A 14931-nucleotide genomic window follows, 5' to 3' on the forward strand; every position below is an offset into this window, starting at 1 on the left:
CTTGGGAAGGTGCCCGAAGGGCGGATTGGTCAAAAGGCGCCCACGCTTCGTACCGCCGCAGGCGGTACAAAACGCGGGTCCCGCTCCGGGCATGCCGCAACCCCCGCGGCTGTCGCCGCGCCCCCTTGACTCAAGGGGGCTTGCAGATAGGTGGTTGGCTGGGGTGCTTGCGCGCTACCTGATCGACTCCCTTCCACCGCGTGCTTGGGAAGGTGCCCGAAGGGCGGATTGGTCAAAAGGCGCCCACGCTTCGTACCGCCGCAGGCGGTACAAAACGCGGGTCCCGCTCCGGGCATGCCACAACCCCGCGGCTGTCGCCGCGCCCCCTTGACTCAAGGGGGCTTGCAGATAGGTGGTTGGCTGGGTGCTTGTGCGCTACCTGATCGACTTCCTACCACCGCGTGCCGGGAAGGTGCCCGAAGGGCGGATTGGTCAGAAGGCGCCCCCGCTTCGTACCGCCCACGGCGGTACAAAACGCGGGTCCCGGCTCCGGGCATGCCACAACCCTGCGGCTGTCGCCGCGCGCCCCTTGACTCAAGGGGGCTTGCAGATAGGTGGTTGGCTGGGGTGCTCGCGCGTTACCTGATCCACTCCCTTCCACCGCGTGCTTGGGAAGGTGACCGAAGGGCGGATTGGTCAAAAGGCGCCCACGCTTCGTACCGCCTACGGCGTTACAAACCGCGGGTCCCGCTCCGGGCACGCCACAACCCTGCGGCTGTCGCCGCGCGCCCCTTGACTCAAGGGGGCCTGCAGATAGGTGGTTGGCTGGGGTGCTTGCGCGCTACCTGATCCACTTCCTTCCACCGCTTGCGGGGGAAGGTGCCCGAAGGGCGGATGGGGGCGAGCATTTCGTACCCTCTTGATGCGCATGAATTTGGGGTGTCAGCGCGTGCCAGCGATGTCCAGCCGTGTTTCGCCCTGGAAGATGCCATCCGGGCCGAAGCGGCGCTCGTGGATGAAGCCGCCACCGTGATGGTCCACCGCCACGATGGTGCTGGCGCGGGTGCCGTAGCTGGGGCCGGCAATGAAGGCGGCCGAGAGCAGGCGTTCGGTTGACAGATCCACACCCGTGCTCGGGAGGGTGTGGTCAGGCGCGGTGGCGGGGTTGCCCAGCGCGTCCCACAGGGGTTGCAGGTCGTCGTCGCCGTGGGCACACCAGTCGTGCAGGGCGCCGGTCAATGCACGCGTCTTTGGCCACGGCATGTCCAGCGGGCCGTTGGACATGCCATGGATGCCCGGCTTCAGCTGGCGCGCCAGTGGCGGGTGGTTGCTCAGGTGTTCGCAGCGGTCTGCGTCGCACAGCAACAGATTGAACGGCGGGAACTCGTGCCCGGCGCCTGCCAGGTCGTGGGCGTAGCCGGCCGCGTCCAGGCTGCCGGACAGGTAGTCCGCAATCAGATGCCCGCGCGAGCGCCCGGACATGCTGGCCAGTGGGTCGCGCACGTTGGTAACCACGGCCACACGGCCGTCGCTGCCCAGTCCGACCCAACTCCCGCCCGAGCGCAGGTCGCGACCGGCCAGCACGGTATCGGCAGGCGCCGCCCACTGCGCGAGCTCGGCGGTGGGGCGTTCGTGGAATTCATCGCGGTTGCCGGCCAGCAGCAGGCGCCAGCGCGGGTGGGTTTTCCAGGCAAGAGCGACCAGGCACATGCCCGCGATTGTCGCCCGTTTGCGCAGTGGCCGGGTGCAGCTGGCGCAGCGTGAAGTGAGACCGGGGTCGGGTTTACATGGCCTTCACGGCCCTGAATTTTCGTTCAATCTCAAAATCTGAGACGAAACAGCAACTTGTGGATAAGCTTTGAACAAGTCTCTAAAGAGTGCTGCAACTCATTGATGCGACTGGCGATTTGTGATCTTGAAAACTGTTGACAACCTTTGGCGCGCTGCTAAGGTGGGCATCGGAGGGAAAACCAGGTGTTTTGTGGTTTTTCGTGGTTCAATGATCCCCCAGCGGGTATTCGAGGTTGCATTCGGTGTTTCAGGGCGAGACTGCCATCACGGTAGACGACAAGGGGCGCATGGCGGTACCAACCGCGTATCGCGACCTGGTCGCGCGCGTGAGTGCCAACCGCCTTGTGCTCACCTACAACCCGTTCGAAGCCGGATGCCTGTGGCTGTATGCGGAGAAGGAGTGGGAGCGGGTGCGCGACGATGTGATGTCCAAGCCCAACACCCAGCGCGTGGTCCGCACGCTGCAGCAAAAACTGGTGGGTTCGTCCGCCGTGCTGGAGCTGGACGCCAATGGCCGTCTGAGCATTCCGGCCAGCCACCGCAACGCGGTCGGCATCGAGAAGAAGGCCGTGCTGCTGGGCATGGGCGACAAATTTGAACTCTGGAGCGAGCAGGCACATCGCGCACTGATCCAGCAGACATTGTCTGACGGGGATCTGGGCGATGAATTGCTCGATCTCAGGTTGTGAGCCGGGGTGCCCGGATGCGCGGTGAAGCGCAGCCCGGTCACCCGGTGTCGCAGCCGCCGGCGGCCCATGTGCCGGTGCTGTACACGCAGGTTCTGGATGGCCTGCAGGTGACCGAAAGCGGAACCTATCTCGATGGCACGTTCGGGCGTGGCGGACACGCACGCGGCGTGCTGCAACACCTCGGCCCGGGAGGTCGACTGCTGGTGATGGACAAGGACCCTGAAGCGATCGCGGTGGCCGAACAGACGTTCGGTGGCGATGCGCGCGTGTCCGTCCATCGCGGCAGTTTCGCCGGGCTCGGCCAGGTGGTCGCCACTGCTAGCGTCGACGGCATTCTGCTGGATCTGGGCGTGTCCTCGCCGCAGCTGGACGTGGCCGGTCGCGGTTTCAGCTTCGGCAAGGACGGCCCGCTGGACATGCGCATGGACCCGGACAGCGGCCAGAGCGCGGCCGAGTGGCTGGCGCATGCCAGCGACCGCGAGATCGCCGATGTGCTGTGGACCTATGGCGAAGAGCGCCAGAGCCGCCGTATCGCACGCGCCATCGTGGCACGCCGCGCCGAGCAGCCGTTGCTGCGCACCGCGCAGCTGGCCGAGCTGATCGCCTCGGTGATGCCGCGTGGCGACAGCAAGACCCATCCGGCCACGCGCAGCTTTCAGGCGATCCGCATCTACATCAATCGCGAACTGGACGATCTGGAAGCCGGCTTGGACGCTGCCCTGGGCGCGCTCAAGCCGGGCGGCCGCCTAGCGGTGATCAGCTTCCATTCGCTGGAAGACCGCATCGTCAAGCAGTTCATGGCCCGCTACGCCAAGGCCCCGCCGAGCAACCGCCGCCTGCCCGAAGCGCAGCCGTTCGTGCCGACCCTGCAGCTGATCAGCGGCGCGATCAAGGCCGACGATGCCGAGTTGAACGTCAACCCCCGCGCCCGCAGCGCGGTGTTGCGGGTGGCTGAGAAGCTGGGAATGGGGAATGGGGAGTCGGGAATGGGCAAAGGCAACAGCGCCGCTGCTTCCCGATTTCCGAATCCCGATTCCCGATTCCCCGCGTCTCCGAACGGAGACGCCGCATGAGCCGCCTGCTGCTGATCGTGCTGCTGGCCTGCAGCATCGCCTCGGCGATCGGGGTGGTGTACATGCGCCACATGCATCGCAAGTTGTTCGTGCAGTTGTCCAAGCTCGAGCACACGCGCGACGAATTGAATATCGAGTTCGGCCGGCTGCAGCTGGAGCAGGCCACCTGGGCCGAAAGCAATCGGGTCGATCAGGTCGCGCGTGCGCGCATCGGGATGAAGTTCCCGGAGACCAACGACATCGTGGTGGTGCGCCCATGACGCAGCGGCAGGACAGCCGTTTTGCACGGCGCAGCCGCCCGCAGGGTGGCGCACATGTAGGTGTTGCGCCTATGACAAAACGGCAGGACAGCCGTTTTGCACGGCGCAGCCGCCCGCAGGGTGGCGCACATGTAGGTGTTGCGCCCATGACGCAACGGCAGGACAGCCGTTTTGCACGGCGCAGCCGCCCGCAGGGTGGCGCACACGGAGGTGCGCCATGAAAGCCGGCCGCAACCGCCCCCGCAGCAACTTCAACCTGCGTGGCCGCCTGACGCTGGTAGGCATCGCGCTGGGCCTGTGCTCGGTGACGCTGATCGGTCGGGCGGCATTCGTGCAGTTGGTCAATCGCGATTTCTACCAGCGCCAGGGCGAAGCGCGCTACCTGCGCGAGCTGCCGATCGCCACCTCGCGCGGCATGATCACCGACCGCAATGGCGAGCCGCTGGCAGTGTCCACGCCGGTGGAGTCGATCTGGGTCAATCCGCAGGAACTGCTGCGCAACCCCGACCGCATTGCCGAGTTGGCCAAGGCGCTCGGGCAGCCGCTGGACGAGTTGAACGCCAGGCTGGCGCAAAAGGCCGGCAAGGAATTCATGTACCTGCAGCGCCGGATCAACCCGGACAAGGCACATGCGATCGTGGCGTTGAAGATCCCGGGTGTGTTCTCGCAGCGCGAGTTCCGTCGTTTCTATCCGCAAGGCGAGGCGATGGCCCATGTGCTGGGCTTCACCAATATCGACGACCGCGGCCAGGAAGGGCTGGAGCTGGCGTTCGACGAATGGCTGCGCGGCAAGCCGGGCTCCAAGAAGGTGGTGCGCGATGCGCGCGGCGCGATCGTGGAGAGCGTGGACCTGGTGCGTCCGGCGCAACCGGGCAAGGACCTGACGCTGAGCATCGACCGCCGCATCCAGTTTCTGGCCTACAAGGAACTGCGCAACGCGCTGGTCGAAAACAACGCTGCCGGCGGGTCGATGGTGGTGATGGACGTGGCCACCGGCGAAGTGCTGGCGATGGTCAACTTGCCCACCTACAACCCCAATTCGGTCACCGGCATCAATCCGTCGGCACGACGCAATCGCGCCGTCACCGATCTGGTCGAGCCGGGGTCGACGATGAAGCCGCTGACCGTGGCCACCGCGCTGACCGCCGGCGTGGTGACCAAGGACACCGTCATCGATACCAACCCCGGCTACATGTCGGTGGGACGCTTCACCATTCGCGATGTGCCGCGCAACAACGGCGTCCTCAACGTCACCGGCGTGATCACCCGCAGCTCCAACATCGGTGCGGCCAAGATCGCGGCCAAGGTGCCGGACCAGACCTTCTATCAGTCGATCCGCAACTTCGGTTACGGCGCTGCGCCGCATAGCGGGTTTCCCGGCGAATCGGCCGGCGTGGTGCTGCAGCCGGCGCGCTGGAGCGGCCCGTCCAAGACCACCATGTCCTACGGCTACGGCCTGTCGGTGACGCCGCTGCAGATCGCGCAGGCGTACGCCACGCTGGGCAACGGCGGCAAGCTGACCCCGCCGACCTTCGTGCGCGGCCAGCACAACGAGACCCGTCAGGTGGTCACCCCCGAGGTGGCGCGCCAGGTCATCGACATGATGGAAACCGTGGTCACCCAGGGCGGCGCCAAGGGCGCGGCGATCCTGGGCTATCACGTGGCCGGCAAGACTGGTACCGCGCGCAAGAACGGCGCCAACGGCTACGAGCGCGGGCATTACAACGCGCTGTTTGCCGGTCTGGTGCCGGCCACGCGGCCGCGCTTTGCCACCGTCATCGTCATCAACGATCCGCAGGGCAAGGTGTATTACGGCGGCTTGGTGTCGGCGCCGGTGTTCCACAAGGTGATGGAAGGCGCGCTGCGGTTGATGGACGTGCCGCCGGACGATATCCAGTCGTGGCTGGCCGCGCAGGCCGCAGGCAAGACCGGTCAACCGATCGTCAAGCCACAGCCGGCCGATCTGGATCCGGCCTTGGTGCCGGATCCGGTGGACGAAGTGTCGGCCGGCATTCCGACCGCGATCGCGCCGCCGCCTGCGCCTGCGCAGCCTGCCCCGTTGCAGGAGAGCCGTCAGTGAGCCGCAGCATGCCGCTGTCGCAGCTGTTGCCGGAACTGACGCTTGCGCGCGATGTGCAGGTGTCCGGCCTGGTGATGGACAGCCGTGTGGTGCGCCCGGGCGATGCATTCGTGGCGATCGCCGGCTTCGGCGCGCATGGGCTTGGCTTTGTCGAGCAGGCGCGCGCCAATGGCGCGGTGGCGGTGCTGTTCGAGCCGCCCGCACCGGACGCGTTGCCGGCACCGGCCGACGCCATCGCCGTGCCCGGCCTGCGTACGCGGCTCGGCAGCATGGCCGACCAGTTCCACGGTCATCCGTCGCGCACGTTGCGGATGGTGGGCGTCACCGGTACCAACGGCAAGACCTCTACCGTGCAGCTGCTGGCGCAGGCGCTGACCATGCTCGGTACGCCCACCGGCACGCTCGGCACGCTGGGTGTGGGTTTGTACGGCGCGACCGTACCGACCGGGTTCACCACGCCGCTGGTGCTGCCCACGCATGCATTGCTGGCGCAATTGCGCGACGAAGGCGCGCAGGCCGCAGCGATGGAAGTGAGCTCGCACGCACTCGATCAGGGCCGCGTAGATGCGGTGCATTTTGACGTGGCGGTGTTCACCAATCTCACCCGCGATCATCTCGATTACCACGGCGACATGGCGCAGTACGGCGCGGCCAAGGCCAGGCTGTTCACGCGTGCCGGGTTGCAGGCTGCGGTGGTGAATCTGGACGATGCGTTCGGCCGCACGCTGTTGGCCTCGCTCGATCCTGCGCTGCGCGCGATCGGTCTGAGTTCGCGCGGGCAGGGTGGCGCCACGGTGCGCGCCGATGCATTGCAGCTGGATCACAACGGCATCAGCTTCGCGCTGCGGATCGATGCCAGCGTGCACGCCGTGCATTCGCCCTTGCTGGGCCGCTTCAACGTGGACAACCTGCTGGCGGTGGCCGGTGCCTTGCACGCGCTGGACTATGCGCCGGTGCAGATCGCCCAGGTGCTGGGCCAGCTGCAGCCCATCCACGGCCGCATGAATCGTCTCGGCGGCGCGCATGGCGCACCGCTGGTGGTGGTCGACTACGCACACACGCCCGACGCGCTGGAACAGGCGCTGACCAGCCTGCGCTCGCATGCGCAGGACCGGCTGATCTGCGTGTTCGGTTGCGGTGGCGAACGCGACACCGGCAAGCGCCCGCAGATGGCCGCCATCGCCGAACTCAATGCCGATGTGGCGATCGTCACCGACGACAACCCGCGCGGCGAAGATGGCGACGTCATCGTTGCCGATATCGTGCGCGGCTTTGCGCGCCCGGATGCTGCCATCGTGCAGCGCGACCGCGCCGCGGCGATCCATCAGGCCATCGCCATGGCCAGTGCGTCGGATATCGTGCTGATCGCCGGCAAGGGCCACGAGGCGTACCAGGAAGTGGCCGGCGTGCAGCACGCCTTCGACGATGCAGCAGTAGCGGCGCAGGCCTTGCTGCCGCGCACCGTGCTGGGAGTGCGCGCATGAAGCTCACCCCGTTGTCGTTGATTGCGCATTGGGCCGGCGGCGAGCTGCATGGCGACGATGCCATGATCGATGCGGTCGGCAACGATACGCGCACGTTGTCCCACGGCAGCCTGTATGTGGCGCTGCGCGGCGAGCGTTTCGATGGGCACGACTTCGCTGCCGATGCGCTCGCACAAGGCGCCAGCGGTTTGCTGGTGGACCGCCTGTTGCCGACCTTGGGCGTGCCGCAGGTGCTGGTGCACAACACCGAGGTGGCGCTGGCGCGCATTGCCGCCGGCATGCAGCGCGATCGCGCCACCCGCGTGATCGCCTTGACCGGTTCCAACGGCAAGACCAGCGTCAAGGCGCTGCTGCTGGCCATCCTGGCCGAAGCAGGGCGGGTCGACGGTACGACCGTCTACGCCACCCCGGGCAACCGCAACAACGAAATCGGCCTGCCGCTGGCGGTGATCGCAGCGCCCGACGACGCGGATGTCGCGATCTATGAAATGGGTGCCGGCAAGCCGGGCGACATCGCCTACCTCACCGACATCGCGCGGCCGCATGTTGCGCTGGTCAACAACATCGCGCCGGCGCATCTGGAGCGTCTGGGCAGCCTGCTCGGCGTCGCGCAGACCAAGGGCGCGATCTACACCGCGCTGCCGTCCGATGGCGTGGCGGTGATCAATGCCGACGATGCGTTCGGCGCTTGGTTCGAGCAGCAACTGCATGCGCAGCCGGTGCAGGGCCGTCGCGTGTTGCGCTACGGCTTGCAGGCCAGCGCCGACATCGGCGCCCGTCAGCTGCGACTGCAGGCCGATGGCGCACAGTTCACGTTGGTGACACCACAGGGCGAGGCGCAGGTTGCGCTGCCATTGCCGGGTCGCCACAACGTCCTCAATGCACTGGCTGCCACCGGATTGGCACTGGGCGCCGGGATCGCACTGCCGATCATTGCCGCTGGCCTGGCCAAGGCGCGCGCGGTAGCCGGCCGGCAGATCGCCCATCGCCTGCCCGATGGCGCGGTGCTGATCGACGACAGCTACAACGCCAACCCCGGCTCGCTGGATGCGGCCATCGATGCATTGGCCGCCGCGCCGGGCGATGGCTGGCTGGTTCTGGGCGATATGCGCGAACTCGGCCCGGAAGGCGCGGCCCTGCATGCCGCCGCCGGCCGTCGCGCACGCGCGGCCAAGCTGCAGCGCCTGTACGCGCTGGGCGAACTCAGTGCCGCCGCCGCGCAGGCATTCGGCGAGGGCGGCCGCGTGTTCGCCACCCATGCCGCGTTGATCGCGGCCTTGCAGGCGGATCTGGCGCAGCTCGCCGTTTCGCAGACTCCAACGCAGGAATCTTCTTCGATGTACGAACACACCGGTGCGGCGGCGCAGACTGCCGCCACCACGGCGCACACCCCGCCCACGCTGCTGGTAAAAGGCTCCCGCGGCAGCGCCATGGACCGCATCGTCACCGCGCTGCTCGCACCGGCGGAGGGCGCATCCCATGCTGCTTGAGTTGGCGCGTTGGCTGCAGCAACTGGAGAGCCTGTTCGGGCTGTTCAACTATCTGACCTTCCGCGGCATCCTGGCGGCGCTGACGTCGTTGTTCCTGTCGTTGTGGATGGGCCCTGCGGTGATCCGCAAGCTAGCCCAGTTCAAGGGCGGCCAGCCGATCCGCCAGGACGGCCCGCAGACGCATTTTTCCAAGGCCGGCACGCCGACCATGGGCGGCTCGCTGATCCTGCTGACGGTGACCTTGTCGGTGCTGCTGTGGGGCGACCTGCGCAACCGTTATGTGTGGCTGGTGCTGGCGGTGATGCTCTGTTTCGGCGCGATCGGCTGGTACGACGACTGGATCAAGATCGTGCGCCGCGATCCCAACGGCTTGAAGTCGCGCTGGAAGTATCTGCTGCAGTCGATCTTCGGCCTGGCCGCCGGTCTGTTCCTGTACTACACCGCCGACGTACCGGCGGCGATCACGTTCTACATCCCGATGTTCAAGTCGATCGCGCTGCCGCTGGCCGGCGTGAGCTTCGTGGTGATCGCCTACTTCTGGATCGTCGGCTTCTCCAACGCGGTGAACCTCACCGACGGCCTGGATGGCCTGGCGATCATGCCCACCGTGCTGGTGGCGTGCGCACTGGGCGTGTTCGCCTATGCCTCGGGCAACGTGGTGTTTGCCGAATACCTGAAAATCCCGCTGATTCCCGGCGCCGGCGAGCTGATCATCATCTGCTCGGCGATCGCCGGGGCAGGCTTGGGCTTTCTGTGGTTCAACACCTATCCGGCCATGGTGTTCATGGGCGACATCGGCGCGCTGTCGCTGGGTGCGGTGCTGGGCACCATCGCGGTGATCGTGCGCCAGGAGCTGGTGCTGGTGATCATGGGCGGCGTGTTCGTGATCGAGACGCTGTCGGTGATGATCCAGGTGGCCAGCTTCAAGCTCACCGGCAAGCGCGTGTTCCGCATGGCGCCGATCCATCACCACTTCGAACTCAAGGGTTGGCCGGAGCCGCGGGTGATCGTGCGCTTCTGGATCATTTCGGTGGTGCTGGTGCTGATCGGCCTTGCCACGTTGAAGGTGCGCTGATGAACGACATGTCCCGCCAGGCCACACGACTGGACGCCATCGGCGGCCGTTACGACCCGTGGCTGCTCGGTGCGGCGGTCACGCTCGCCTCGTTGGGCGTGGTGATGGTGGCGTCCAGTTCGATCGAGCTGGAAGCCAGCCCCTTTTATTACCTGACCCGCCACCTGCTGTTCCTGGGTGTCGGCATCGGGCTGGCGTTCTGGGCGATGCGCACCGAGCTCAAGACCATCGAGCAGCACAACCAGATGCTGCTGCTGGCCTGCTTCCTGCTGCTCATCGTGGTGTTCGTGCCTGGCCTGGGCAGCACCGTCAATGGTGCCAGGCGCTGGATCAACCTGGGCGTGTCGCGGTTCCAGGTCGTCGAAGCGGTCAAGGTGCTCTACATCATCTGGCTGGCCAGTTACCTGGTGCGCTTTCGCGACGAGGTCAACGCGACCTGGCAGGCGATGCTCAAGCCGGTGTTCGTGGTCGGCTTTCTGGTGGCGCTGCTGTTGCTGCAGCCGGACTTCGGCTCGTCGATGCTGCTGTTGAGTGTCACTGCCTGCATGCTGGTGCTCGGTGGCGCCCCGATCGGACGCATCATCCTGCCGATCCTGCTGCTGCTGCCGGCGCTGGTGGCGCTGGTGATCTTCGAGCCGTATCGCATGCGGCGCGTGACCTCCTTCATGGACCCGTGGGTCGATCAGCTTGGCTCGGGGTACCAGCTGTCCAATGCGCTCATGGCCATCGGCCGTGGCGAGTGGATCGGGGTAGGCCTGGGTGCGTCGGTGCAGAAGCTCAACTACCTGCCGGAAGCGCATACCGACTTCATTTTCTCGGTGATCGCCGAAGAGCTGGGCTTCATCGGCGTCTGCGGTGTCGTGTGCCTTTACGCGCTGCTGGTCGGCCGTGCGTTCTGGGTGGGCATGCGCTGCGTGGAAATGAAGCGTCACTTCTCCGGCTACGTGGCCTTCGGTATCGGGCTGTGGGTGGCGATGCAGAGCTTCGTGTCGATCGGCGTGAACCTGGGGATTCTGCCGACCAAGGGCCTGACCCTGCCGCTGATTTCCTCCGGCGGTTCGTCGGTGCTGATGACCTGCATGGCCATGGGCCTGCTGCTGCGCGTGTCCTACGAGATGGATCGCGCCGAGCGCCTGCGCAGCAAGTTGTCGCCGCAGGGTGCGGGCACCGCAGCGTCCGAGCCGGCCGAGCCGGTGGTCGACTCCGTACCGCCGGCGTATGCGGCGGGGCGCAAGCCGCAGCGCGAGACCGCTGCAGCACCGGCACCGGTGGCAGCGACGCCAGCTGCGCCGCCTTCGGTGGCGCCAGCATCGGCCATCCTGCGCGGCACCAGCAGGATGCAGCCGCGTGTGGAACCGACCTTCGGGAAAATCGCATGAGCGTGCAGGCGGCTCCCTCGCAAACCTCGGCCACGCCATCTGCGGGCAGCCGCCCCGTGATGATCCTGGCTGGCGGCACCGGTGGGCATATTTTCCCGGGCCTGGCCGTGGCCAAGGTGCTGCGCGCGCGCGGCGTGCCGGTGACCTGGCTGGGCGCCGACGGTGCGATGGAAACGCGGCTGGTGCCGCAGCACGATCTCCAGATCGACACGCTGGCCATCAGCGGTCTGCGTGGCAAGGGTGTCATCAAGTTGCTTGCTGCACCGGTGCGGGTGATGCGCGCCGTGCGCGCTGCCGGCTTCGTATTGCGCAAGCGGCAGCCGCGCGCGGTGATCAGCTTTGGCGGCTTTGCGGCAGGCCCCGGCGGCCTGGCTGCACGCCTGCTCGGCGTGCCGTTGCTCGTCCACGAACAAAATCGCGCGCCCGGCATGACCAACAAGGTGCTGTCGCGTTTTGCGCGGTGTGTGCTGACCGGTTTTCCAGGCAGCTTCGCTGGCGAGGAAGCGGTGGGTAACCCGGTACGTGCGGAAATCGCCGCGCTTCCTGCACCGGCCGCACGCCTGGTCGGGCGTGGTGGGCCGGTGCGCGTCCTGGTGCTTGGCGGCAGCCAGGGCGCACGCGTCTTGAATCAGGCAGTGCCCGCGGCACTGGCGGCGCTCGGGCATCCGGATGTCGAGCTGCGCCATCAGTGCGGCGAGAAGCTGCGCGGCGAAGCCGAGGCTTCCTATGCGCAGGCCGGGGTGAATGCCAGCGTCGAACCGTTCATTGCCGACATGGCCGCCGCCTACGCCTGGGCCGACCTGGTGGTGTGCCGCGCTGGCGCCTCCACCCTGGCCGAGCTGTGCGCCGCCGGTATCGGCAGCGTGCTGGTGCCCTTCGCCGCCGCCGTCGACGATCACCAGACCCGCAATGCCGAATACCTGGTCGGCGCCGACGCCGCCGTGCTGCTCAAGCAGGACGACACGTTGGCCGTGCGCCTGCAGCAGGTCTTGCAGACCTTGCTGACCGACCCGGCACGCCGCCTGTCGATGGCGCAAGCCGCCCGCACCCTGGCCAAGCCGGATGCCGCCGAGCGTATCGCCGACATCATTCTTCAAGAGGCCGGGAGTGGTGAATCGGGAATGGGGAATGGGCAGAGCTCGAAACAACTGCAGGAACACACAGTGATGCAAGAAAACAAGCGTACCGATCAGGCGCTCAACGCCGTCGGTGCCTGGCTTTACACGATTCCCGACTCCCGATTCCCGATTCGCACCTCCGCCGGAGGTGCCGCGTGATCCGCCGTCTGCAGGACAGCGGCGATCTGGTGCGCGCGTTTCCGCGCGTGCATTTCGTCGGCATCGGCGGCACCGGCATGAGCGGCATTGCCGAGGTCATGCTGACGCTGGGCTATGAGGTCTCCGGTTCGGACAACGCCGACAATGCGGCCACGCGCCGCCTGGCCAAGCTCGGTGCACGCGTGATGCGCGGGCATTCGGCGGCCAATGTGCTGGGCACCGATTGCGTGGTGGTGTCCAGCGCGATCCGCGAAGACAACCCCGAGCTGATGGAAGCGCGCAGCCAGCGCATTCCGATCATGCCGCGTGCGGCGATGCTGGCCGAGCTGATGCGCTTCCGTCGCGGCATCGCGGTGGCCGGTACGCACGGCAAGACCACCACCACCAGCCTGGCTGCGGCCGTGTTGAGCGAAGGTGGGCTGGACCCGACCTTCGTCATCGGCGGGCAACTGCTGGCGGCCGGCGCCAATGCCAAGCTCGGTGGCGGCCAGTGGCTGGTGGCCGAAGCCGACGAAAGCGATGGCAGCTTCCTGCGCCTGAATCCGCTGATGGCGGTGATCACCAACATCGATTCGGATCACCTGGAAAACTACGGCAACGACTTCGCCCGCGTGCAGGCCGCCTTTGCCGAATTCCTGCAGCGCCTGCCGTTCTACGGGCTGGCCCTGCTGTGCATCGACGACCCGGAAGTGGCTGCACTGGCCGGCAAGACGCCGCGCCACGTGATGAGCTACGGCATGAGCGAAAACGCCGACGTGCGCGCCGAAGACGTGGTGCAAGACGGCCCGCGGATGCGCTTTACGCTACGCCTGCCCGAAGGCACCACCACCCCGGTGACGTTGGCCTTGCCGGGCCGGCACAACGTGCTCAACGCACTGGCTGCCGCCGCGATCGGCTGGCAGCTCGGCGTGGAGCCGCAGACCATTGCGCGCGCGCTGGAAAACTTCGCCGGCATCGGTCGCCGTTTCAACGACCTGGGCGAAGTCACCACCAGCAACGGCGCGCGCGTGCGCGTGGTCGACGACTACGGCCACCATCCGCGCGAGCTGGAAGCGGTGTTCGCTGCCGCCCGCGGCGGCTGGCCGGACAAGCGTCTGGTCGTGGCCTTCCAGCCGCACCGTTACAGCCGTACCCGCGATCAGTTCGATGCCTTCGCCGCCGTGCTGAGCACTGTCGATGCATTGGTGTTGAGCGAGGTCTACCCCGCCGGCGAAGCGCCGATTCCCGGCGCCGACTCGCGCGCACTGGCACGTGCCATCCGTGCGCGCGGCCGCAGCGAGCCGGTGGTGGTCGGCCAGATCGCCGGCCTGGCCGAAGTGCTGCCGGACGTGCTGCAGGACGGCGACCTGCTGTTGATGATGGGCGCCGGCGATATCGGGTATGTCGCCCAGCACATCATCAATCACGGTTTTGTCGGAGAGCAGTCATGAGCGCGCCGATCGCCGCTGCACGCAGCAATGATCCGGCCGCGTTCGGACGCGTCGCCGTGCTGCTTGGCGGCACCTCGTCCGAGCGCGAAGTGTCGTTGAATTCCGGCAGCAACGTGCTGGACGCACTGCGCGCGCGTGGGGTCGATGCGCAGCCGGTCGACGGCATTCCCGCATTGGCGCAGGCGCTGGTCGCGCAGCGCTTCGATCGCGTGTTCAACGTGTTGCACGGCCATAACGGCGGCGGCGAAGACGGCATCGTGCAGGGCCTGATGGAAGCCTTCGGCGTCCCCTACACCGGCTCGGACGTGCTTGGCTCGGCGTTGAGCATGGACAAGATCCGCACCAAGCAGGTGTGGTTGTCGCTGGGTCTGTCGACGCCGCGTTACGCGCGTCTGGCTGCCGGCGCCAGCGCAGACCAGATTCACGCCGCTGCACGGCAGATCGGGTTGCCGGTGATCGTCAAGCCGGCCAACGAAGGCTCCAGCGTCGGCGTCAGCCGCGTGTTCGATCAGGCGCAGCTCGAAGAAGCTGTGCTGCTGGCCGCGCGCTACGACGGCGCACTGTTGATGGAGCAACTGATCGAAGGCGACGAGCTGACCGTGGCCATTCTGGGCGAGACCGCGCTGCCGTCGATCCGCATCGTGCCCAAGGGCCAGTGGTACGACTACAACGCCAAGTACCTGGCCGACGACACCCAGTACCTGTGCCCGGGGCTGGACGGCGAGGCCGAAGCGCAGATCCGCCAGCTCGCCCTCGACGCCTTCCGTGCTGCCGGCTGCCGCGGCTGGGGCCGCGTGGACGTCATGCGCGATCGCAACAGCGGCCAGCTCTACCTGCTGGAAGTGAACACCGCTCCCGGCATGACCAGCCACTCGCTGGTGCCCAAGGCCGCGCGCCAGCTCGGCATCGATTTCGAAGAACTGGTCTGGCGCGTGCTGGAGCAGACGCTGTGAAGCCGGGATT

The 14931-nt window shown here is 67.0% G+C and carries 12 protein-coding genes; 11 read left to right on the top strand and 1 reads right to left on the bottom strand.

Translation table 11 applies throughout. The annotated features are described in order from the left end of the window. Positions 1–882 precede the first annotated feature (882 nt). Entirely contained in the window at positions 883–1650 is a 768-nt protein-coding gene (locus tag FHY19_RS20390) for an NRDE family protein (protein WP_259168182.1), read from the bottom strand. A 314-nt stretch (positions 1651–1964) separates the two neighbouring features. Here FHY19_RS20390 and mraZ point away from each other — a divergent pair, with 314 nt between their 5' ends. The 11 genes from mraZ to FHY19_RS20445 all read left to right on the top strand — a co-directional run bounded on the left by mraZ (position 1965) and on the right by FHY19_RS20445 (position 14921). Beyond that, positions 1965–2420, top strand: coding sequence for a division/cell wall cluster transcriptional repressor MraZ (gene mraZ / locus FHY19_RS20395; protein ID WP_259154633.1), 456 nt, complete (start codon positions 1965–1967; stop codon positions 2418–2420). Positions 2421–2434: 14 nt separating this feature from the next. Continuing rightward, a complete protein-coding gene (gene rsmH, locus FHY19_RS20400; protein WP_259168405.1) occupies positions 2435–3493 on the top strand; it encodes a 16S rRNA (cytosine(1402)-N(4))-methyltransferase RsmH in 1059 nt (352 codons plus the stop codon). Beyond that, positions 3490–3753 carry a cell division protein FtsL gene (gene ftsL / locus FHY19_RS20405; RefSeq protein ID WP_005991913.1) on the top strand — a complete coding sequence of 88 codons (264 nt, stop codon included), beginning with the start codon at positions 3490–3492 and terminating at the stop codon, positions 3751–3753. The genes rsmH and ftsL overlap by 4 nt, the downstream gene beginning before the upstream one ends. Positions 3754–3970: 217 nt before the next feature. Then, complete coding sequence (locus FHY19_RS20410) at positions 3971–5833, top strand: penicillin-binding protein 2 (RefSeq protein ID WP_259154632.1); 1863 nt, start codon at positions 3971–3973, stop codon at positions 5831–5833. Between the two features lie 8 nt (positions 5834–5841). Next, complete coding sequence (locus tag FHY19_RS20415) at positions 5842–7317, top strand: UDP-N-acetylmuramoyl-L-alanyl-D-glutamate--2,6-diaminopimelate ligase (RefSeq protein WP_259168407.1); 1476 nt, start codon at positions 5842–5844, stop codon at positions 7315–7317. Beyond that, entirely contained in the window at positions 7314–8807 is a 1494-nt protein-coding gene (gene murF / locus FHY19_RS20420; protein WP_259168184.1) for a UDP-N-acetylmuramoyl-tripeptide--D-alanyl-D-alanine ligase, read from the top strand. Before FHY19_RS20415 ends, murF begins: the two co-directional genes overlap by 4 nt. Next, positions 8797–9882 carry a phospho-N-acetylmuramoyl-pentapeptide-transferase gene (gene mraY, locus FHY19_RS20425; RefSeq protein ID WP_259154630.1) on the top strand — a complete coding sequence of 362 codons (1086 nt, stop codon included), beginning with the start codon at positions 8797–8799 and terminating at the stop codon, positions 9880–9882. The genes murF and mraY overlap by 11 nt, the downstream gene beginning before the upstream one ends. Continuing rightward, a complete protein-coding gene (ftsW, locus tag FHY19_RS20430; protein ID WP_259168185.1) occupies positions 9882–11261 on the top strand; it encodes a putative lipid II flippase FtsW in 1380 nt (459 codons plus the stop codon). Before mraY ends, ftsW begins: the two co-directional genes overlap by 1 nt. After that, entirely contained in the window at positions 11258–12538 is a 1281-nt protein-coding gene (gene murG / locus FHY19_RS20435; protein ID WP_259168187.1) for an undecaprenyldiphospho-muramoylpentapeptide beta-N-acetylglucosaminyltransferase, read from the top strand. Before ftsW ends, murG begins: the two co-directional genes overlap by 4 nt. After that, entirely contained in the window at positions 12535–13968 is a 1434-nt protein-coding gene (gene murC, locus FHY19_RS20440; protein WP_259168188.1) for a UDP-N-acetylmuramate--L-alanine ligase, read from the top strand. Before murG ends, murC begins: the two co-directional genes overlap by 4 nt. Then, positions 13965–14921, top strand: a complete 957-nt coding sequence (locus tag FHY19_RS20445; protein ID WP_259154621.1) for a D-alanine--D-alanine ligase — start codon at positions 13965–13967, stop codon at positions 14919–14921. The genes murC and FHY19_RS20445 overlap by 4 nt, the downstream gene beginning before the upstream one ends. Positions 14922–14931 lie beyond the last annotated feature (10 nt).

It is taken from the genome of Xanthomonas sp. 4461, assembly GCF_024806475.1.
GTDB lineage: Bacteria > Pseudomonadota > Gammaproteobacteria > Xanthomonadales > Xanthomonadaceae > Xanthomonas > Xanthomonas arboricola_F.